Origin of the sequence: Erwinia sp. 9145 (genome assembly GCF_000745075.1) — a bacterium.
Taxonomy (GTDB): Bacteria; Pseudomonadota; Gammaproteobacteria; order Enterobacterales; family Enterobacteriaceae; genus Erwinia; species Erwinia oleae.
The window spans coordinates 942,352-961,497 of sequence record NZ_JQNE01000001.1 but is presented as its reverse complement, the minus strand read 5'-3'; the positions used below and the strand labels follow the sequence as shown (position 1 = coordinate 961,497).

General features: G+C 49.9%; 21 protein-coding genes and 2 pseudogenes. 3 read left to right on the top strand and 20 right to left on the bottom strand.

The window, feature by feature from the left end; genetic code table 11:
- Positions 1-54: 54 nt before the first annotated feature.
- From FA91_RS20760 to FA91_RS20355, 3 genes and pseudogenes are all read left to right on the top strand, one after another.
- Positions 55-1,167 (top strand): annotated as a pseudogene (locus FA91_RS20760) (IS3 family transposase).
- Positions 1,168-1,294: 127 nt separating this feature from the next.
- Complete coding sequence (locus FA91_RS04840) at positions 1,295-1,870, top strand: hypothetical protein (RefSeq protein ID WP_034913085.1); 576 nt, start codon at positions 1,295-1,297, stop codon at positions 1,868-1,870.
- A 107-nt stretch (positions 1,871-1,977) separates the two neighbouring features.
- Positions 1,978-2,181: pseudogene (locus tag FA91_RS20355) on the top strand (tyrosine-type recombinase/integrase); the annotation flags it as partial.
- Positions 2,182-2,375: 194 nt separating this feature from the next.
- On the opposite strand, the gene FA91_RS04830 reads toward FA91_RS20355, so the two are convergent.
- The 20 genes from FA91_RS04830 to FA91_RS04735 all read right to left on the bottom strand — a co-directional run bounded on the left by FA91_RS04830 (position 2,376) and on the right by FA91_RS04735 (position 19,110).
- Positions 2,376-2,675, bottom strand: a complete 300-nt coding sequence (locus tag FA91_RS04830) for a hypothetical protein (protein WP_051937017.1) — start codon at positions 2,673-2,675, stop codon at positions 2,376-2,378.
- Positions 2,672-3,934, bottom strand: coding sequence for a translesion error-prone DNA polymerase V subunit UmuC (gene umuC, locus FA91_RS04825; RefSeq protein WP_034913083.1), 1,263 nt, complete (start codon positions 3,932-3,934; stop codon positions 2,672-2,674). Before umuC ends, FA91_RS04830 begins: the two co-directional genes overlap by 4 nt.
- Positions 3,934-4,353 (bottom strand): translesion error-prone DNA polymerase V autoproteolytic subunit, encoded by a 420-nt coding sequence (locus FA91_RS04820; RefSeq protein WP_034913081.1) that lies wholly within the window; start codon positions 4,351-4,353, stop codon positions 3,934-3,936. The genes umuC and FA91_RS04820 overlap by 1 nt, the downstream gene beginning before the upstream one ends.
- A gap of 473 nt (positions 4,354-4,826) precedes the next feature.
- The gene (locus tag FA91_RS04815) at positions 4,827-5,192 is read right to left on the bottom strand and encodes a helix-turn-helix domain-containing protein (RefSeq protein WP_034913078.1); all 366 of its coding nucleotides are present in this window, start codon (positions 5,190-5,192) and stop codon (positions 4,827-4,829) included.
- The gene (locus FA91_RS04810) at positions 5,192-5,461 is read right to left on the bottom strand and encodes a type II toxin-antitoxin system HigB family toxin (protein WP_034913076.1); all 270 of its coding nucleotides are present in this window, start codon (positions 5,459-5,461) and stop codon (positions 5,192-5,194) included. Before FA91_RS04810 ends, FA91_RS04815 begins: the two co-directional genes overlap by 1 nt.
- Positions 5,462-5,482: 21 nt before the next feature.
- Positions 5,483-6,658 carry a tail fiber domain-containing protein gene (locus FA91_RS20040; RefSeq protein WP_051937015.1) on the bottom strand — a complete coding sequence of 392 codons (1,176 nt, stop codon included), beginning with the start codon at positions 6,656-6,658 and terminating at the stop codon, positions 5,483-5,485.
- Between the two features lie 61 nt (positions 6,659-6,719).
- Entirely contained in the window at positions 6,720-6,944 is a 225-nt protein-coding gene (locus tag FA91_RS04800) for a hypothetical protein (RefSeq protein WP_034913073.1), read from the bottom strand.
- Positions 6,945-7,033: 89 nt separating this feature from the next.
- Positions 7,034-7,687, bottom strand: a complete 654-nt coding sequence (locus FA91_RS04795; protein ID WP_034913070.1) for a hypothetical protein — start codon at positions 7,685-7,687, stop codon at positions 7,034-7,036.
- On the bottom strand, positions 7,687-7,998 hold the full coding sequence (locus FA91_RS04790) for a hypothetical protein (protein WP_034913067.1): 312 nt from the start codon (positions 7,996-7,998) through the stop codon (positions 7,687-7,689). Before FA91_RS04790 ends, FA91_RS04795 begins: the two co-directional genes overlap by 1 nt.
- Entirely contained in the window at positions 7,998-11,180 is a 3,183-nt protein-coding gene (locus FA91_RS04785) for a host specificity protein J (RefSeq protein ID WP_034913064.1), read from the bottom strand. The genes FA91_RS04790 and FA91_RS04785 overlap by 1 nt, the downstream gene beginning before the upstream one ends.
- Positions 11,181-11,233: 53 nt before the next feature.
- Positions 11,234-11,839, bottom strand: a complete 606-nt coding sequence (locus FA91_RS04780; protein ID WP_034918956.1) for a tail assembly protein — start codon at positions 11,837-11,839, stop codon at positions 11,234-11,236.
- A gap of 54 nt (positions 11,840-11,893) precedes the next feature.
- On the bottom strand, positions 11,894-12,292 hold the full coding sequence (locus tag FA91_RS04775) for a hypothetical protein (protein ID WP_034913060.1): 399 nt from the start codon (positions 12,290-12,292) through the stop codon (positions 11,894-11,896).
- A gap of 1 nt (position 12,293) precedes the next feature.
- Entirely contained in the window at positions 12,294-12,677 is a 384-nt protein-coding gene (locus FA91_RS04770; protein WP_034913057.1) for a hypothetical protein, read from the bottom strand.
- Positions 12,678-12,753: 76 nt separating this feature from the next.
- Complete coding sequence (locus tag FA91_RS04765) at positions 12,754-13,230, bottom strand: type II toxin-antitoxin system YafO family toxin (RefSeq protein WP_034913054.1); 477 nt, start codon at positions 13,228-13,230, stop codon at positions 12,754-12,756.
- A gap of 262 nt (positions 13,231-13,492) precedes the next feature.
- The gene (locus tag FA91_RS04760; RefSeq protein ID WP_034913052.1) at positions 13,493-14,170 is read right to left on the bottom strand and encodes a DUF6246 family protein; all 678 of its coding nucleotides are present in this window, start codon (positions 14,168-14,170) and stop codon (positions 13,493-13,495) included.
- A complete protein-coding gene (locus FA91_RS04755; RefSeq protein WP_034913049.1) occupies positions 14,170-14,943 on the bottom strand; it encodes a hypothetical protein in 774 nt (257 codons plus the stop codon). Before FA91_RS04755 ends, FA91_RS04760 begins: the two co-directional genes overlap by 1 nt.
- 1 nt (position 14,944) lies before the next feature.
- Complete coding sequence (locus tag FA91_RS04750) at positions 14,945-17,290, bottom strand: prophage tail fiber N-terminal domain-containing protein (protein WP_034913045.1); 2,346 nt, start codon at positions 17,288-17,290, stop codon at positions 14,945-14,947.
- Positions 17,277-18,008: a C40 family peptidase gene (locus tag FA91_RS04745; protein WP_034913043.1), complete on the bottom strand. Its 732-nt coding sequence runs from the start codon at positions 18,006-18,008 to the stop codon at positions 17,277-17,279. The genes FA91_RS04750 and FA91_RS04745 overlap by 14 nt, the downstream gene beginning before the upstream one ends.
- A gap of 2 nt (positions 18,009-18,010) precedes the next feature.
- A complete protein-coding gene (locus tag FA91_RS04740) occupies positions 18,011-18,766 on the bottom strand; it encodes a phage minor tail protein L (protein ID WP_034913041.1) in 756 nt (251 codons plus the stop codon).
- Positions 18,763-19,110 carry a phage tail protein gene (locus tag FA91_RS04735; protein ID WP_034913039.1) on the bottom strand — a complete coding sequence of 116 codons (348 nt, stop codon included), beginning with the start codon at positions 19,108-19,110 and terminating at the stop codon, positions 18,763-18,765. The genes FA91_RS04740 and FA91_RS04735 overlap by 4 nt, the downstream gene beginning before the upstream one ends.
- Between the last annotated feature and the right edge of the window lie 36 nt (positions 19,111-19,146).

The following is a 19,146-nucleotide window of genomic DNA, read 5'->3' as shown; positions in this document are numbered from 1 at the left end:
ACAGGTTTAACAGACACCTCGGAGTCATTTAAAATGGCTTAAAGAGAGGTGCATATGAGCAGTAAGCGTTATCCTGAAGAGTTTAAAATTGAAGCTGTCAAACAGGTTGTTGATCGTGGCCATTCTGTTTCCAGTGTTGCAACACGTCTCGATATCACTACCCACAGTCTTTATGCCTGGATAAAGAAGTACGGGCCGGACTCTTCCACCAACAAAGAGCAGTCAGATGCTCAGGCCGAGATCCGCCGACTCCAGAAGGAGCTGAAGCGGGTTACTGACGAACGGGACATATTAAAAAAAGCCGCGGCGTACTTCGCAAAGCTGTCCGACTGAGGTATGCCTTTATCCGTGACAACTCCTGTTGTTGGTCTGTTCGTCTGCTCTGCCGGGTGCTGCATGTTCATCCGAGTGGTTTTTACGCCTGGCTTCAGCAGCCGCATTCACCATAGCATCAGGCGGCTCTCAGGCTGACAGGACAAATCAAACAGTTCTGGCTGGAGTCCGGTTGCGTTTATGGTTATCGCAAGATCCATCTCGACCTGAAAGATAGCGGGCAACAATGTGGGATTAACCGGGTCTGGCGGCTGATGAAGTGTGCCGGGATAAAGGCTCAGGTCGGGTATCGAAGCCCACGAGCGCATAAAGGTGAAGCCAGTATCGTGGCACCCAATAGACTCCAGCGTCAGTTCAACCCGGAAGCACCGGATGAACGTTGGGTAACGTACATAACTTACATCCGAACCCACGAAGGCTGGCTGTATCTGGCCGTAGTTGTTGACCTGTTCTCGTGCAAAGTTATTGGCTGGTCAATGCAACTCCGGATGACAAAAGATATTGTTCTGAATGCGCTGTTGATGGCCGTGTGACGACGTAATCCCCAAAAACAGGTGCTGGTTCATTCTGACCAAGGTAGTCAGTACACAAGCCATGAGTGGCAGTCGTTCCTGAAATCACACGGCCTGGAGGGCAGTATGAGCCGTCGTGGTAACTGTCACGACAACGCAGTTGCAGAAAGCTTTTTCCAGCTACTGAAGCGTGAACGGATAAAAAAAGTTCTACAGAACGCGGGAAGAAACCCTGAGCGATATTTTTGATTACGTCGAAATGTTTTATGACAGTAAGCATCGGCATGGCTCGAGTGATTATATACCACCGGCTGATAAGTAGAACCAACCCTAAATTTCTTAATAAAAGCATTAATAGAGCAATTTAATTAGGCCTGTTCATTGATTTAACGCTGGCGTTGCTTAGTAGAATTGAGCAATCTAATACCATAAAAACGCGGGCTGGAATCATGAATAGTAAAAGCATAGGAACTTCATTAGTATCTGCATCTGTCATCTTGGGGGTGGCGATATTTTTCTCAGCGATGGTAAAAAGTGGCCTTATTTTACAAAAAGAGAAGGTTCAACCCAAAGAAAACATCCTGACAACCACGGTAGGTCATGTGAATTTAGGCAAGGTATACAGTGAAAGTCGAGGAATGAACATTACTCTACATGATGCCTCAGAAAAGTCAGCAGCAGCATTAGATTTAACAAACGTTGACCCTAATAACTTCTCGAAAGAACTTCATGACGCCTTGTTCAAAATTGCCAGAGAAGTCAACGAGAGTCAGGGCCTCACTGGTGAGAAAGCATTAAAACCAGAGAGTTTGTCTGGTAAGGTGCCATTTGAATTAACTGTAAAAACATACATGAATTACAGATCTGAAAACATGCCAATGTATACTCTTATGATTAAAAATGAAAATTTCATCGTTGATAAGAACGAAGTTTTTGAGAGTCGGATTACTAACGAAGCTGAGAGAATAGCCAAGGAAAGCGCACCGGAATTTGCAGCCGCCAGCTTTATTAATGCGCCAATGTGATCCTGGTTTAGAAAAATGAATAATTGATAACACGCATTTCAATAAAGGCCAGGATAATATCTGGCCTTTTTTTATTGCTCGTTCCTGGAGTGACCCGCTCCCCGTGAGCGAGCTGGCTCATTCAGTCCGGAGTTCCACTTTCGGCCCTTCAGGAAATAGGCGAATGGGAGAGTATTGAAATGGTGCGCCGTTATGCGCATCTTGCGCCGAACCATCTGACGGAACATGCGCGTAAAATTGACTCGCTTTTGGGAGAGAGCGACACAAATACGACACATAGAGAAAATCAGGTGGGGTTGAAGCTTGCGTAAATCGTTGATATTTAATGGTACGCCCTACAGGATTCGAACCTGTGACCTACGGCTTAGAAGATAGTAGATCACCTCATAACTAATTGAAATTAAAGCCTGAATCCATGCTCGCAACTGGATTTGTGTCGTTAATCGTCGTTGACTGCCATTCATTGGCTTTAGCATGCGAAAATTAACGACACAATTACGACACATCAAATTATTGGCCGCTCATCATCCCACATTTTCTGAATCATCAGCGTCACGACACCAATAATGATCACCCCGTCGAGCAGGTCGCCCTCAAGAAGAAGGCCATCATCTGTAATGATCCTTTCAGGTCGTAATATCACCCGACCCCAGTCATTGATTCCATACATGTCCAATAAAACACGGGAGCCATCGACAGGCCGGATAGTGCGATCGACAATGCACAGTTCTCCGTGCAGCTCTGTGAGAAAGCAATCATCCCCAGTCTGGATGATTTTATTTAAAGGATGATGAATAAATGTCACCTGACCACAGGAAGGTCGCTGTAACGCGTCGTGTACGCCGGCGACAGCATTTCCCGTTTCATTGCCCATGATTTTTGAATACCCTGCCCTGCGAACCATAACTGCCCCCTGCCGCTCTGGTTAATGCCATCAATGAGCCGCATCAGCGTTTCGCTATTTTTTTGCGGCTGGTTTTCGTCAAAAAGATTAAGTTGCGCCACGCCCTGGCTGAAAAAGTCGCCGAGCATCACGCCCGCCTTCATATAGCGGTGGCCGTCTATCCAGATGCGATCCAGGCAGTCCATTGCCATGCGGATGATGTCACGCGTGTCATTGGAGGGCGTTAACAATTTGCCTGTGATTTGATTACCGTAATACGGCTCGTCAACAGCGTGCGGGTTAGTTTTCACGAAAACGGATATCTGCCTGCAATACTGTTTCTCACCCCGTAGTTTCTCACCTGCGCGCTCTGCGTAGGTGCAGATCGCCTGACGCATGTCGTTAAAATCGGTGATGCGGTGTCCGAATGAACGACTACAGACAATCTGCTGCTTGGTGGGCGCAAACTCTTCCAGTTCAAGGCATGGCTCACCGCGCAGCTCCCGCACCGTGCGCTCCAGTACAACGTTAAAATTTTTGCGAATAAACCATGTCGAGCATTCAGATAAATGGAGCGCGGTTTTAACACCCATCAGGTTTAATTTTTTGCTGATGCGCCGCCCAACGCCCCACACATCCTCAACCGGCACCAACTCCATGAGTTTGCGCTGACGTTCCGGATTTGACAGATCGAGCACACCGCCTGTTTTGCTCCATTTTTTTGCCGCGTGGTTGGCTAATTTGGCGAGCGTTTTGGTCTGAGCAATGCCGACACCAACAGTCAGATGCGTTTCTCGCTGAACGCGCGCGCGAACGTCGCGGCCAAACTGATCCAGCGATATGCAGTTGCTGACGCCGCTGATGTTCATGAATGCCTCATCAATCGAATAGATTTCAACGGCTGGTGCCATTTCCTCTAAAACCGTCATCACTCTCAGGCTCATATCGGCGTACAGCGCGTAGTTGCTGCTGAACACCTGTACCCTATGGCGCCGGATTAAATCGCGCATCTGGTAATACGGCACGCCCATTTTTACGTCTAATTTTTTTGCCTCGGCACTGCGTGCGATTACGCAGCCGTCATTATTTGACAAAACGACAACTGGCAGCCCACGCAAATCCGGGCGGAACACCGTTTCACATGACGCATAAAACGAATTTACATCTACCAGGGCAAACATTATTTATTGGATTTTATTGTGTAGGTAACCACGCCAAAAACCTCAAGCGCGTCCTCACTGCCAATAATTATGGGACTGTATGCGCTGTTCATTGGCACCAGTTGAATGACGGGATGAAGCTGAAGGCGTTTAACAGTAAACTCCCCGGCAACTGAGGCAATAACGATGTCGCCGTGCTCAGCGGTCAGAGAGCTGTCAATAACCAGCATGTCTCCATCACTAATGCCGCCCTCAATCATTGAATCGCCACTGACACGAACGAAATAGGTCGCGCTGGGATGGCTCACCATCAGGTCGTTTAGATCGAGACGTTGCTCTACATAATCCTGTGCCGGACTGGGGAAGCCACATGGCACACGCTCAATAAACATGGGTAAATGAAGTACTGCACGAATTTCGACTGGTCTGATGAACTGCATAATAGTTGTCCTCCACTTATTGCTGTATGTAAACACAGTAGTAGCATTCATTGTGGGCAGGCAACTGGCTTTTTGTACAGATCTGACGATGGCGTTGAAGTGCAGGGGAATTTATTTTTTGGTGGGAAGCGGGAGCTATACTTAAGTCAACTGCATCCCCTAAGCTTGGGGTTGAATCGTCGGCGAGTATATTGAGCGCGTACACGGCAATGTGTTCCACGCGTCTGCGGGGGTTAAACCGTCTTGTATTGCGAATGCAGAACCTTCCGGCCGGTGTTCCCAACATAGATGCGGTTAAACCGTTTTCAGTTTTAACAGGTTCTGAGCTTCTGTCATATAAAGGTGCATCCATACTGGCATATCAAACCAGTCAGGTTGAAAACATTAAATTAAATCTGTAATTAATCTTCCGCACATAACTTTTCTAAAGCATTACAGCCTGCACTTGAGTAAAAACCATCAGTTTTTCAGTTTTATGTGCCAATAAGGCACTCTGCGGAAATACCAAAATCGCGATGCAATTTTCTGATCATCGGTAATGTCAGGCTGCGCTTGCCATTCAGGATCTCATAGACGCGATTCACACGACCAATCGCAGGCTCCAAATCTTTTGCGGTTAACCCCTGCTGATCCATGCGAAATTTAATCGCCTCAACGGGCGTTGACGCATCAATGGAGTAATGTGCGTTCTCATATTGTTCGATGAGTAAAATCATTACCTCGAGAAAATCACCCTCAGGTGTGCCGACGTCAGGCTGTTGATCAAAAAGTGGTGAAACCGCCTCTAACGCCTCCTGATAATCGCTTTCAGTACGAATCGGTTTAACTTGATATTTCATTATGTACCTACCGTATTAGCATCTATTTTATTATTTTCAGCGTGAGTTCCGATAAATTTCACATACACTGCTTTAAAATGATATGCAACGGCAATAATAAGCCTGTAATCATTACCTTTGATGCTAAAAATCACCTTATTATTGCCAACAAAATCTGCTGATGGATATCTTTTTTTGATGTCAGGGGTTAAACCGTGAACTATTTGCAGCAGTACATTCGCGACCAAGTATTCCCCACGTGCGTGGTCGAAAAAGCGCGGAAGTGTCATTGCCCCGTCGCCGGGGCTTATTTATGCGTCGAGCCCATCAAAAGCCTTTAGGCGGCTCTGTAATTCAGTGATTGCGGCATCACGCTGCTCCAACTTCTCGTTAATAGCCATAACAGCACCGGCCAATTTTGTTATCATGGCAACCTGATCGAGGTAATAGGCTCCTTCCGGATTTTTGTCATCATACCCTTCTTTGAGTCCCTCGCCTTTAACACACTCAGGAGATACTTTAATCAGATCGTTTGCAATGAAGCCTAAAAGTTCTTCCGTTTCTGGAATAAAGCCTCGGGCTTTATATTTAAATACTGCTGGACGCCACCTTATAACTTCTGCAAGAGATTCTTCGTAGTCATCACGATATGCCACATCTTTTTTTAATAATATATCCGAATTGGTTGCTACTGTTACGTTTCCTATGCTGTTGTTATTGACCCATGCCTGAAGAACTGATCCAGTCCAGTTGAACAGGAATGTGCTGCCAGAGGCGGCTCCGCCAGAACCTGCCCTGCATCTGAAGCCGAACCCGGCATCAAATGCGGGAGATCCGCTACCATCCAGCAACAAAGCACCTGAAGAATTTATTGATAGCCGCGCTTTTGCCAGATAGTCAGAGCCTGTATCTATGGTCAGGTTTCCATTATTCAAAATAGCCAGACTACTGGTTATTCCGCCCCCGCTCATGCCGTTTATGCTGCTGAGGCGAGCATCGTCCCCTGCGGCTACAGTCCCGGCTGTTGTTCCGACATTACGTGTGGCCGAGTTTCCCAAAGATGTCTTGTCAACCTTGTTCGCATACTGCGCGGCCATGTATCCCCAGCTGGGCCCGGTAAACGTTGTTTTGTCTGACCGCTCAACAGTGACCGACTGAGCGTCACTGTAGATTTTCTGCCAGTTAACCATTTGCGTATTCATACCACGCAGGTTAGCTGCCATATCATTGAGCGTCTGCTGTGTGATAGCAAACATCAGCGTCGCTGGCACTCCATACCAGGCGAGATTACTCGTTGTTGGACCAGTGTACGCCGTGCCTATTGTAAGTTGCGTATCTGATGCGATCGACGCAACTACAAGCGTATAAGGCGCGCCACCCGCAATAATCCCGATGAAGTCGCCAGGCTTTAATTCACTGGTAAAACTCGTTCCTGTACCGGAAACAGTGGCTGAATTATTGGTTACTGAAATAGTACCTGCTGGCATAATTATCTCCGGGCATTAAAAAACCCGGCGCGGTGGCCGGGTCTGTTTATTTTAAAATCAATTATTTATCGCAGGTTGTATGGGTAAAGTTTGTTTTACTCACCCACCGCCAGTTAAATGGCGGCCCCGCTTTATATTCCGTCTGATTCGCTATTTTACGGATATCGTAAATATTCACAGACGTTTCCTGACCACCTACGATGGCCGTTCCCGTACAGGCTGGTGCTGGCAATTTCTGACATGCAGACAACAGGATTGCTGACATCAAAATCAAGATAAATTTCATGGCTGCGCTCATTAACTGGGTATGAACACATTAGATAACTCACTGGAAAATCAATCAAATCGCTGAATCGATCGAAATGATCGAATTTGCTAATCATATAAAGCCGCATTAATGGCTTTAACGCTGTTGAGAGTGCTGGTTAGCGTTCCCTGGGTTCCCGTGGGCGGCGTACTTGCCATTATTGAGCTTATTTGAGAACTCCCGTTGATATATCTTGAAAAGAAAGGCTGAACGATACTTATCGGGCGCTGCTGAAAAACGCCGGACATAACACCGGCAATTTCAGGGAGTATGGCCCACTTTCCCGCAATAGTCTGGTTAATGCTCGTGCCGGCAGAACCAGTGCCACCCTTTGTTCCTATAGTTTTTATGTCCCTGAGCACTCTGGTCTCATTAGTCAGAATGCATCTTCCCTGCGCATTCCAGATAGCCACGCCCCATTTAGGAAGTGCAGGCTCTTTGACTGAAAACACATAGGCCTCCATATTCACAGCGCCACCATTATCATCTGTTGTATGCGCTGTCAGCGTCATTGTGTTACCACTCATGGAATATGAGGCATATGCCAGTGCGTCAGAGATAATGAATGGCAGGTTAATAGCGCCTGAATCGATATTAATCGTCGCCGACGCCATACCATTTCCTGACGCTGTCACTTTTGTCAGCAAATTCATCGGCATGCTATCAGGGGTTATAAAGGGGCGACCATCCGTTGTTGTCAGATAAACACCATAATTAGCCATTAATCATTCCTGAGAAAAACCACAAGAAACGCCGCGTGAGCAAACTCAGAACCAAAACCATAGTTGCTCTGCTCGGCACTACTTAATGTGATTGACGAACCGTTGACGGTTATAAGTCGTCGCGTTGTGGTATAGGCGAATATTTTTGGAATATGAATATAATCAAGCCGGTAACCGGCAGGTACATTGAATGACCAGGAACCACTAACCTGAGCAGTATCAAGCGAAATTTGACTGAGTAATGATACCGGAACCAGCCCATAGTTATTTGGCTTCCCTGCCGCATCCCACGTTTGTACTCCCCACGCCATCAGAATACCCCCGTGATTTTTCCTGCCTGAAACCTGAGTACTCCTGCGGAGTCCCTTACACTTATTGTTGTGTTGGTCTGTTTCATCGCACCATCGCCATCTGAGCCATAGTTTTCAAACGTGCCGCCTTTATCCAGCCGCCATCCCACAGAGCCAGCCACATAATTATTTGACTGAATGTAATTACCGATCTTGCCGTTTGTTATCGAGGCGTCCTGGATAAATCCACTGTTAATAAATACCTGCCCACCGACAACAGCGAATGGAGAGTACCGCACATCCCCGGAACCGCTCATCACCACAAACTGGTTAGCATTAACCGCAACACGCGTGTCTACCTGAGACCCGTTGATAGTGACCGCCACCGAAAGTCCGGCGTCGTAGTTCGTGCCGCCGTATTTGATTCCCGCCTTCAGCGTGTAGATGGCAGACCCGCCATTGGCATCAGCGTAGGCTGTCATCTTTTGCTGAATTGCTGCTTCCTGCTGGGCGAACTGCGCTACCACGTCAGTTTCAAGTTGTGCCAGTGACTTCTCAGCATCGGCAACAGCCTTCTGCGCCTGAAGCACACCTGCGCGGTTTTCTCCGTACTGCGCCCACTGCTGGTTCACGGAATCATATTCGGCCAGCATAGTCTGTAAAAGCGCTTCCGGGTTGGTCTGCACCTGGCTTAGTAAAGCCTTACCATCTTCAGCGGTGAGGAACTGATCGGCTATATCGCCCAGATAGTCCGAAGCCTGGTCGTTTGCCATGCCGCGTACCCAGTCGGTGTAACCGGACTCGTTTCCGGTTTTGTCCACCAGTTGCGCGCGATACCAGAAGATCTGGCCCGCTTTGAGCCCAAGCTGCGTATAGGTGGCCTGCGGATAAGGTACGTCTGATAACAGTAACGGATCAGACTGGTCAGCATTCGGCGTATACTGAATTTCCGTTTTTAGCGTGTCGGACGTGTTTTCCGGGAATCCCCAGTTAAGCTGCATCCCCCAGTTAATTCCGGTTGCTGAAAATCCTACAGGTTTCGGCGGATTCCCCTCTTTTCCGGTCAGCACAACCTCTTCTGAATATCCCCAGTTACTGGATATCTCGGCTGCGTTGATTGCACGTACACGTACAAGATAGCGCCCGGCATAAATACCAGGTACTTCAAAGGACGTTGTGGAGCTGCGAGGCATATTTACCCAGTTACTGTCGTTCCTCCGCCACTGAGCTTCGTACGCAATGGAATTGTCGGCCTTATCCCATGTGACGCGCATTGTCTGGATGCTGATTCCCTGATTAACGACAGAATACGAGCCGATTTTAATATTGTCGGGGGCAGTCTGGCTTCCGGGTGGTATAACACTAATCGGACGCTCGTCAATAATCGCACCGGTGTCGATGCGTGCATACTTGTCCGGGTCATGATAAGCGGCGGAAATAGTAAATGTATTGTCGTTATTGTCAGTAACGCTGATAACCCGATATTGCTGAACAAACAATTCACTGGACTCAACCACCCACACGCTCTCAGCCTGGGGCGTTTCGCTGTAGACGGTCGCCACCGTCACAGCCTTTCCAGAGATCGACTGGATGGTTCGACTCTGTGACGCACCGGATGGCAGGTTAAGTATTAACCTGTCACCTGCAACAGCGTCAGCAATACGGTCAAGCGTTATCGACCTGCCGCTGACCTTGCTGATGCGACCGCCAGTCACTTTACCGGAGAGCATTTCATCAGCAACGGCAATGATGTATCCGGGCTGCGGGATCATACCGTCAAGACCTACCGCAAAAGTCACAACCCGATCTTTATTATTGGTCAGAATTCCCCATCGCCCTTTACGGTTTGCTTCTGACTGACGGGTACAGCCAATGGCCGTGAGCTCAAGCTGATTGAAACCGTACCGCGAGACAAGAGCCTGCTCAAATACGGGTTCCATCGCATCAGAGTAGGCATTAGCCGGGTCAGACCATGACACCAACGCAGTGGTGTAGCGAGTTTTGGTTGTGCTGCTTGAGTAAGTGAACAGGCCATCAACGACGTTCGCACGCGTATAGCTGTAATCAATATCACGGGGCATATCGGCAAGAGAGACGATCTGGTTTCCGCCCCAGTAGGTCATTCCCCTGAAGATGGCAGCGAAATCCCTCAGAACGGTATAAGCCTCGTTGCGGCTCTGCACATAAACATCGCATTTATAACGAGGCTCAGTTCCGCTGCCGCCTTTACCATCCGGCACGGTCTGGTCGCAGTACTGGGAGACGCGGTATAGCTCCCATTTATCAATATTAGCGGCTGTAAGGCGGTTGCCGAGGCCAAAACGGTCACTCACAACGAGATCATAAAAAACCCAGGCCGGATTATCCGTCCATGCCCACTTGAAGGAACCCGTCCATGTCCCGCTATATGTCCGCGCGTTCGGATCATAATTATCCGGCACGCGGATAACGCGACCCTTTGGCTCACATGCGATCTGAGGGATTGAGCCATTAAACTGGCTTGAGTCAAATTCGATATATAACAGAGCGGTATTTGGATAACGAAGCTTGGCATCAATGACTTCGGTATAGCTCTGGATGCTCATAGCATCGCCAGTCTTGGCGCTGTTAGCATCGGTTGTGATTTTACGTAGTCGCACTGTCCAGGTGCTTCCGGCCTGCGGCAGGTCAATACGGTGGCTGCGCTCATAGCCAGAAGTGGTTTTGCCGGTTACGGCAGTATTCACAACCGTCTTGAAGGCCCCACCATCCGTCTGCACATCGATGGCATAACTAACTGAGTTTCCGACCAGATCTCCGTCATCTTCCTGACGAAACAACGACGCCCATTTAAGCCGTAACCGGATTGCTGACAATTGGGTATTAGTAAAAGTATGCGTCCACGCAACCGAGCTTTTCACTTCTGTGCCAACACTTATCTCGTTCTCTGTGCCTGGCAAGCCCTGGATGTATGTTTGTGCCTGCGTGCCGGGTCGAAATTCCCATGCGACGCCGCTGAAGTTGCTTGAGCCGTCTGCATTCAGCAGTGGAGTGCCATCAAGAAAAATCGTCTGCCCTGACAGTTCGCCGCCAAACTCGCCTTCACCTAATGCGATAAGCAGCTTGGCTTTGGCGATGGACTGGAGATCGTCCGGCTGTTCAACAGGCGTGCGCGAGGATGAGCCGCCGCCTTTACGACCTTTAATTGCTGTTGCAGTTGCCATATTGCGCCCATAAAAAAAGCCGCCTTAGCGACTAAATGATTGGATGAATTTTTTCACTGTTGATCTTCGACATAAATGCCGGCTGAAATAATCGCCCCGCCGATTCGGCGCTTGCCATAAAGCAATGGAACAGGGTAGCCCTGAGCGGAAGTATTCGTTACGCCGCCGAAAGCATAGGATGCCTGGTTGTCAGAGTCCTGCTTGCTGGCGAGGCCTGCGGTTTGAGGGGATAGCATCTGGATTACCCCGCCGAGAGCCATCGCAGCTCCAACTTTAATCATCCCGGCAGCCACAGCGCCACCTACTCCAGTCCATCCACCTACAACCCCAACCACGACACCAACAACTACCAAAACGGCTCCCAGAATAGTTTGCAATGCTCCGGCACGCTTACTGCCTATTACCACAGGAACAATTTTTATCACCTCCTCCGTGGCGGGATAATCCAAATCATCTAAGCCAACATTTTTCTTTCCCACAAAGACCGCATACGTCAACCCGCGTATCTTACTGCTATTAAGAAATCGCTCGAAATTATCAATCGTTTTGCAAAGGGCGTGAATGGCTTCTGCCTTAGTCCTGACAAGGCGATGATGTTTTTTACCGAATGCTTTTGCTAAAGGGCCCGATAACTCGATAGTAGTCATTCTTTCTGGAATTGCTTCCATCATTCTAATCTCCATAAAAAAAGGCCGCCTAAGCGACCCTGATAGTTATTTAGTTTGCCACATTCGATATTGACCGGCAGCGCCAAGCTCTGTTTCATACTCTTGATAATTTCCATTTGCTTCCAAATCAATGGATTTTCTCCATTCAGTCAGAGCACATTTAAACCTTACTGAGAGAGTATGTTTCCCTCCAGGGAGAAACAGATCTGCATATTGATTCTGTTGTAGGCCAGCCACCTCTTTGTTATCCACTTTCAGAATTAAGGGACAGCCTTCACCCAATCCGGAACCAGATATCTGCTTTACCCTATGAACACGCACGTGGGTTGCATCGTCACTTCTCGTCATTAGTGATGGTTCATAAATTGTTTTGGTTGGTTCGAAAGGTTTCTCAGCGCACCCAGACAATCCCAAAGCGCATAGCGCCAGAAGTATTTTTTGCATATCAAGAGCCATTTCTTACGAAGTTTTTGAAACTGACAACGGCTTGATAAATGTTGGGCTGGCAACCAAACATATTATCGCAGAAAGGTTTTATGAATATTTGTGATGACCCGTTCTCATTAGGCATCTTGCTGATCTGATATGCCAGCAAAGGACTGTTAGGTGTTGGATTGTAAGTTGAAATCAGCGTATCAGTGGCCGTTTGGATCTTCCATGCAGAATTGTTTGCCAGCCAAAATTGCGATCTCTTCCAATATAAATCACATTGTTTCTCATCCTGACAAGCAAGCGGCTTCATTGCTTCAGCTTGTAAAGCAGGATCAACTTTCGCAGCACAGCCGCTTAGAAGAACAACAGTCGCGCCAATCAATATTATTTTTTTCACATCCCTATCCCCATCAGTAAACGATGGGATAAATCCTAAAGCGAAACTGATGGAAAGGGAAGCAAGAAACCCACCGTTAAGTAGGTTCGCTATTTTGACATCTGAATTCTTTGGCTTGCCTAGTCCAATCTGCGACCTGCCCTTTGTCCTTGATGATAGTGTGTGCCTTATCTCGACAAAAATCGATCAAATAAAAATGATGTTCTTTATCACTATCGATGAAGTAGGAATATACAACGTAACTGTCACTTGTTGATGCCCACTGGACCTTGAGTCCATCAGCATCCTCCCAGCAGCAGCCTTCCTGCCAAATATGAGTATGATGAAGCCATTCGGCACGCGCTTCTGGCGGCCCTTCCATCAACTTATCTTTCCCTATAGTTTCGATGTGGGCCGGGTGATTTAGCTGGACATGGATCAGCGGTGCAGGAATATCACCAAAATCCATGCATATGCGCTTATACTCTTCAAATTCATTAACAGTAAATTCGGTCTCAGGGAACTGGGTGATGACTTCAGTTAAAGCTTGCGATCTGCTTATTTTGAACCCCATACAAGTCGCTTCTCTTCCATTTTCTCAGCCAATAATTTTGATGCTGCGCTGAGACGAGCCTTATGGTCAGCAGAGCGACGAATGGTAGTGCGCGGCTTAGCGCTAGCTTTAACTTCATTATTCTGAATCACTCGCTCCTCCTTAACTATAGCAACGTGTAATTTGTTTAAATATGTACTTGACGTTAACGTCAGTTTAGGACACCCGTTCGATATTATCAACGATAATATAACGGCAATCCGACCGGTAATCCTTTCGGAATTCATGCGGCTTTAGCCAGCCTTCTCGCCTTCTTCGCCATGTAGTCATCTGCTACAGCGTCATACTCTTCCCGCGTGAAACCCTTCTGATCCGGGTATTTCGCTGTGAGTAACTGCTGAAACTCGGTCATGGTGAGCTGCTCAGCCTCTGCCCGGCTCATGCTGAAGTGGTTGCGGGCGGCGCTGATGTACTCGAAAGCGTTAAATTCGGTCGTCGCCTGCCCGCTTTCATGGCGCTGAAGCTGGCGCACTTTAGCTTTGCCAATAATGCCGTGCTGAATGAGCGACTGCGCTATCAGGATCATGTCACCGACAGGCATTACACCTTTGCGGTAAACGAATGCCCACTTGCCGGATTTTCCCGGTCGCAGCTCACCAATCAACGTCGCTACGTCGTCGTCACAGCATGCAGTGAGCACACTCATCGCGGAATAGACGGCCTGCTTACTGAACTGCGGGCGCGCAACGTGGCGCATCAGCCACTGCGGCACGATGCCATATGCCACAACTGCCCGGTTAATCAGCGCAGAGAATTCGTCGTTGTGTAGGTGGTGAAAGGCCTCAACAATCTGATTCGGTTCGCCAATGCGCATCATGTTTGCAAATGACGGCCGAAAAAAATAATCTCGATCGCCGTGCGTGATCATGCACTCGCCAATCTCTTTTGCTACTGTGACCATTAAACCAGCCTCGCCGCCAGATTCATCTGCATTACGTCCAGTTCCGCCGACATTTCCTCTGCTGTCATCGTCACTGACCAGCACGCATTCGCAAAGATTTTCAGGCCGTTCAGTGGTCGCGCGGAAATCTGCCCGGTAAAGAACCGCCAGGACGCGGTAGATGACGGAATTGCGACCGGCGTAACAGCGGCAGCGGCTTTGTAAGCGACGCCAGCGGCGCGAACTTCCAGGCGCATCTTGCCCGTGTCATCGCGGCTGCCGATTGCCATGATCGGCCCGGTAGCTGTCGTCCAGTCGAACTTAACAGCACAGGTTTTAAACGGGATGTCCGTGCCGGTTCCCCACTGAAGGATTACATAGTTCGCATCGCTGGCCTTGAGCAGGCTGATCGCCAGCAGCCCGGGGTTTGCCGCCGTGCTGGGATTCGTTCCCCACAGGGCGCTGACCTGCCTCACCACATCAGCCGTGCCGGTATGCGCGTCAGCATTGAACACAGTGAAGATGGTTGCTGGCAGCAGCTTCGGCTGGTCGGCCGCCTGCACGCCAGCGGACGTGGCCGCGTTCATGGTGAAATAGTTTTTGCCGTACTGAATGCCCGCCTCTTCATAGAGCGAAACGGCTGATGCTACCGTGCCGGGCGTCTGGTTCAGCAGCAGCGATGCACGGTCAGGCCCGTACAGACCCAGGTACGTCATTGCCGCTTTCTGAACGTGATCCAGTTTGATGTCCAGTACGCGCGAGGCTGTGAAGTCGCCGTTAATCGTCAGTCCCATTTTAAAACTCCATCGGCTGATTGAACATCCAGCACCAGTTATGCAGCGGGTAATCCGCGCCGTTGATGCTAATCGTGTCGTTGTAGCCCGCGTCATCGCGGAGGTTGCCGCGCATGCCGTTAATGCGGCCCAGGCCGGAACCGTCAGCGGCGTTAGGATCACCAACCTGGCCGGTCTGGCCGTACATCACCACTGCTCCCGCCAACGGTGTCGCGTCGAAATGTAGCTCAACGGTATCAGCGGATACCAGGCGCACGCGGTTGACCGGGATGGCTGTGCCGTCCGCCTGTGCCGCGCTGAATCCGTAGCTGGTGGCCTGGCTAACAATGGTGGTATCCAGCTCCAGTTTGCCGCCCTGCGGCAGGTGGAATTTAACCAGAGAGAATTTACCGCGCGTGATAACTGAGATCGGATGAAGAGGTTTCCACGTTCCGCCTTCTATGAGAATGTTGCGATGCACGCGCTCGATGTATGCCCCCACTTTCACCTGTGACTCTTTAGTCCAGTGAGCCACGTCGATAAAATCCAGAATATACGTCGGGCAGGCACCGAAATAGCCATCAGCGTTCACGGCCAGATCGTACTGTTTAAGCCCGATATTGGGTTTACCGTTCAGCGCGGGATAACGCATGTAGTTGTTGATCTGGATGACAATCCAGGCCGGATCAACGTGCTGACCGGTCGCGGCCAGAATATCGGCGTTCAGGTCAGCGCGCAGTTTCTCGACCTGCGTCTGCCAGACGGCTGCCGGAGTGGCCAGCCCGTCATCTGAGCCGCCCTGGCACCAGTTCAACGTGTGACAGCGATACTGCTCGCCCAGCGCGGTGATGGCATTAATGACGCCTGCCCACTGCGTGACGAACTGGCTGTAAGAGGTTGTGCCTTTCTTCAGCAGACTGATATCAGCGCCGCCCTGTCCTGCTACGGTAAACACGGGTCGAACAGTGCGATCGGGATTATCGCGTGTCAGCAGCTTGCGCGCCTGGATGGCCTGGCCGGGGATGAATGTCTCACCATAGCGATCAGCAATCGGCACAAGTGAGGTGTAGAAAATAGCCTGTGTCACCGCTGTGTTGTAGCCGGTCACGCCAAAGGCGCGCAGGCCGCCCGCAGGCATGAGCGTGTCAGGGTCGAACGGAACGTTGTGAATAACGCCGTTTGTTGTACCGATCACCTGGCTCTGGCCGTAATACGGGATATGCTCGTAACCATCCAGTATGCCGGGCGGCTCAATCGGGTAAACCGGCTCAGGGTCGTGCTGATTGAACAGTGTGGTGATGTCCACGCCTCCCAGCCGTATCTCTGTGAAATCAGCGGCCACGCAGTGCAGCGCGTCGTTATAGTACGCCAGCACCGGCCCGTTTTTACCGAACAGAGCGAAAGGTAACAGGCCTTCTTTTGCGGTTGTGCCGGTGCCGAGCGTCAACAGATTGGATCTGATGCCGGTGGCGTTGACCTGCGCACTCTGCACCAGTGGCGTTTTAACGTCGCCAGACTCCAGCGAGATAATCTCAAGCGTCGCATCGTTGCGAAACTGACCGATGACGCCGTTTGCGGCTCGGAACTGAATAGCCTCCTGCGCGCCGGGCGCCACTCGCGCGCTGATGCGTTCGACGGCGGCCTGCCCGGTGATGCGTGATGTCTCCTGCGCCATACCGTTGTTGTTCAGGTACGTGCGGATCGCTATATCTGAATCAGCGCCCTGCGCAACGGAAAATGACTGGCCGTTAATGGTGGCGGCCAGACCAGCAGCAATATCCTTCACCATGCCAGAAGTAGCGGCTGCGGACTGCGCCACATCGCGGGCCGAAACTGCCTCATTGCGAGCCAGCTCTGCGGCTTGCCTGTTGGCTTCGGATTGAGCTGCTGCGTCAGCCGCAATGCCTGAATGTGATGCCGTGGTTTCCTCTGCCTGTGCAGCGGCGGCGGCATTTTCAGCTGATTGCTGCACTGCCCCTGTAGCTATGCTTATTTTATCTTCAATGCCTGAAGATATATTGCGTGTAGACTCATACCAGACTTTGATTTCGGAGTAGATTGTCGGGGTGGCTAACTCAGGAGCTGCAAACTGGATGTAGTCATTGAGAGTGCCGGTTTCGCTGCCTTCTTCAATCTCCATCCTGCCAATGATCAGGGATGATTTATCGCCTGGCATTTTCACTATCACTTTGTAACTGCCCGGTGCCAGAGAGAACGCATAATTTCCACCGTCGTCAGTAACCTGCGACAGGTTAATATTGGCAAAGCTGTGCGAAGTTAAGCGCGTCGAAGTGATAGTGATTGATACGCTGGATAACGGCAGGCCGTCTGGCGATTTGAATATGCCCGAAATTTCAGTGAGACTCATATTTCACCTTTGGCATCGAAGTGTGGCGGACGATTTTCATTGTGCGCTCTCGCCAATACCCGCCATATGGGACTCGCTGGCTAAGCGCGCCATAAAGATGATGAAGCAACATATTGTCTTCGAGGATGATCCCGGCATGGTTCCACTTAATGGATTGCACCTGCATGATGACCATGTCGCCGGTCTGGGGCGGGCCATCGAATTCACGGAAACCACATTCATGCCAGCAATCCTGATAGAAATTTTCAGCGTACTGATCTTCCCACCACGGATAATCAACGCGATAGTCCGCCAGCTCTAGGCCGTGTGTTTGCCGGAAATAGCTCATTATCAGCCCCCAACAATCATAGTGTCCCAGAACAAAAGGGCGTCCGATTAACGGTAATTCGCCGCGCGGTATAATTGTGCTCAGATCACCATCAGGCCAACTTACTATGTGCCATGGTAATTCGGTGGCATCACACTGAGCCTTGTCCAGTTCGCTCGGCTGTGTGGTTGCATCTGGATGACTGTGAACCACAGCTGTAATGGTTCCCCAGTCCTCTGCGGCTGCGTAGTCTTCAGGGCTGAGGTGGAAATGCTCATCGGGCTCCAAAGCTAAATTGCGGCAAGGAAAATAACGTTCAACCCTGCTTTTTAGCGCAACCACCCCACAACATTCTTGCGGGTAACAATCAGCCGCATGGGACATAATGGCCTTAATAGTTTTCTGTCGCATAGTTAGCTCTTGATGAGTGAGGTGCCGGGAAATCCGCCAAAAGGCAGCGGGTTATTTGCTCCGAAGCGCGGTTTGCATCCGCTGTTAAGCGTCCCGTTGCATACATCCTGAGACGGGTCTGAGACCGGATTTCCATGCTTATCGAAATATCGTGTTCCGGCATAGTCGCAACCGTCACCTGAGCGGTATTTGCCGCGAATACACCAGGTGCAAAGCGAATGCAGTTGCCGCGTGGGAATCATCAGTCCCTGCAAGTCCATTGGGCTGGTAAGCGTGAACTCTACCGCCTGATTGTTTTCCTGACTTTTGCTGTCAATGTAGAAAACCTGCAACTTCTCCTGAGTCGAATCGGCCGTAGCGTTCCCGGAGGTGAAATTTCTGGCATCCAGATACTGAGCTAGCGTGTCATGAATGGTCACTGTAGCCTGAAGCATGTCATCGTAAGCCAGACACAGGGTGGTTATTGACCCGTTCAGGTTGGCGACAGTAAGACGGGGCTGAGCGCTTGTGCCGCCCGTTGAGGCCTCAATCCCTTCGATTTGAACAGGCCAGGCGCCATATTCTTTGCCCTGCCACCAGATGGATTTAGCCGGTAACTTTGCTTCATCACCTCCCGCCGCCTCAATTTCTGCTGGTGTATGCGCGATGGTATGCGCATGGAATCGAAGAATGTCCGCACCGAAGGCCGCCCCATCAACCTCAAAGAGCCGGATACGGTTACCGGGTTCAAGTTTTTGCAGATCACTGTTAATTGTCATGGAGCAAATGCCTGTTCAAAGGTTGCAGTGATAGTCATGGCATTGCCGCCTATCGGAAGAGCCTTGATTGAGTCCTTTACCGCGCGATAAAGCCCTGGTCCGCCAAAGGGTGGCGTCCATATGAAAGACTTAACGGTGTGGTTGCGGATAAATGTCAGGGCAGGAAGTATGTCGCGCTGTCGACCTGTTAGAGTTACGGGCCAGCTTTGTGTTTCAGGATTGATGCCATCGCCGCTTACCTGCTTATAGCCATCACCAAACTGGGCTTCTCTGATCCGATGATCAAAGGAACCCTCCATGTTTCCCTGCGTCTGTGTGCGCCAGGTGAACGTTTCAATTGCCATTTTTCCTCCCGGCAAAAGAAAACCCGCCGAAGCGGG

Excerpts from the sequence above, each read along its gene's own strand:
- FA91_RS04810 (WP_034913076.1), bottom strand. The coding sequence starts at position 5,461 with ATGACACTTCCGCGCTTTTTCGACCACGCACGTGGGGAATACTTGGTC.
- FA91_RS20040 (WP_051937015.1), bottom strand. The coding sequence starts at position 6,658 with ATGCCAGCAGGTACTATTTCAGTAACCAATAATTCAGCCACTGTTTCC.
- FA91_RS04790 (WP_034913067.1), bottom strand. The coding sequence starts at position 7,998 with ATGGCGTGGGGAGTACAAACGTGGGATGCGGCAGGGAAGCCAAATAAC.
- FA91_RS04755 (WP_034913049.1), bottom strand. The coding sequence starts at position 14,943 with ATGGGACTGACGATTAACGGCGACTTCACAGCCTCGCGCGTACTGGAC.
- FA91_RS04760 (WP_034913052.1), bottom strand. The coding sequence starts at position 14,170 with ATGGTCACAGTAGCAAAAGAGATTGGCGAGTGCATGATCACGCACGGC.
- FA91_RS04775 (WP_034913060.1), bottom strand. The coding sequence starts at position 12,292 with ATGCAAAAAATACTTCTGGCGCTATGCGCTTTGGGATTGTCTGGGTGC.
- FA91_RS04840 (WP_034913085.1), top strand. The coding sequence starts at position 1,295 with ATGAATAGTAAAAGCATAGGAACTTCATTAGTATCTGCATCTGTCATC.
- FA91_RS04800 (WP_034913073.1), bottom strand. The coding sequence starts at position 6,944 with ATGAAATTTATCTTGATTTTGATGTCAGCAATCCTGTTGTCTGCATGT.
- FA91_RS04820 (WP_034913081.1), bottom strand. The coding sequence starts at position 4,353 with ATGCAGTTCATCAGACCAGTCGAAATTCGTGCAGTACTTCATTTACCC.
- FA91_RS04765 (WP_034913054.1), bottom strand. The coding sequence starts at position 13,230 with ATGGGGTTCAAAATAAGCAGATCGCAAGCTTTAACTGAAGTCATCACC.
- umuC (WP_034913083.1), bottom strand. The coding sequence starts at position 3,934 with ATGTTTGCCCTGGTAGATGTAAATTCGTTTTATGCGTCATGTGAAACG.
- FA91_RS04745 (WP_034913043.1), bottom strand. The coding sequence starts at position 18,008 with ATGCGACAGAAAACTATTAAGGCCATTATGTCCCATGCGGCTGATTGT.
- FA91_RS04750 (WP_034913045.1), bottom strand. The coding sequence starts at position 17,290 with ATGAGTCTCACTGAAATTTCGGGCATATTCAAATCGCCAGACGGCCTG.
- FA91_RS04815 (WP_034913078.1), bottom strand. The coding sequence starts at position 5,192 with ATGAAATATCAAGTTAAACCGATTCGTACTGAAAGCGATTATCAGGAG.
- FA91_RS04740 (WP_034913041.1), bottom strand. The coding sequence starts at position 18,766 with ATGACAATTAACAGTGATCTGCAAAAACTTGAACCCGGTAACCGTATC.
- FA91_RS04785 (WP_034913064.1), bottom strand. The coding sequence starts at position 11,180 with ATGGCAACTGCAACAGCAATTAAAGGTCGTAAAGGCGGCGGCTCATCC.
- FA91_RS04795 (WP_034913070.1), bottom strand. The coding sequence starts at position 7,687 with ATGGCTAATTATGGTGTTTATCTGACAACAACGGATGGTCGCCCCTTT.
- FA91_RS04735 (WP_034913039.1), bottom strand. The coding sequence starts at position 19,110 with ATGGCAATTGAAACGTTCACCTGGCGCACACAGACGCAGGGAAACATG.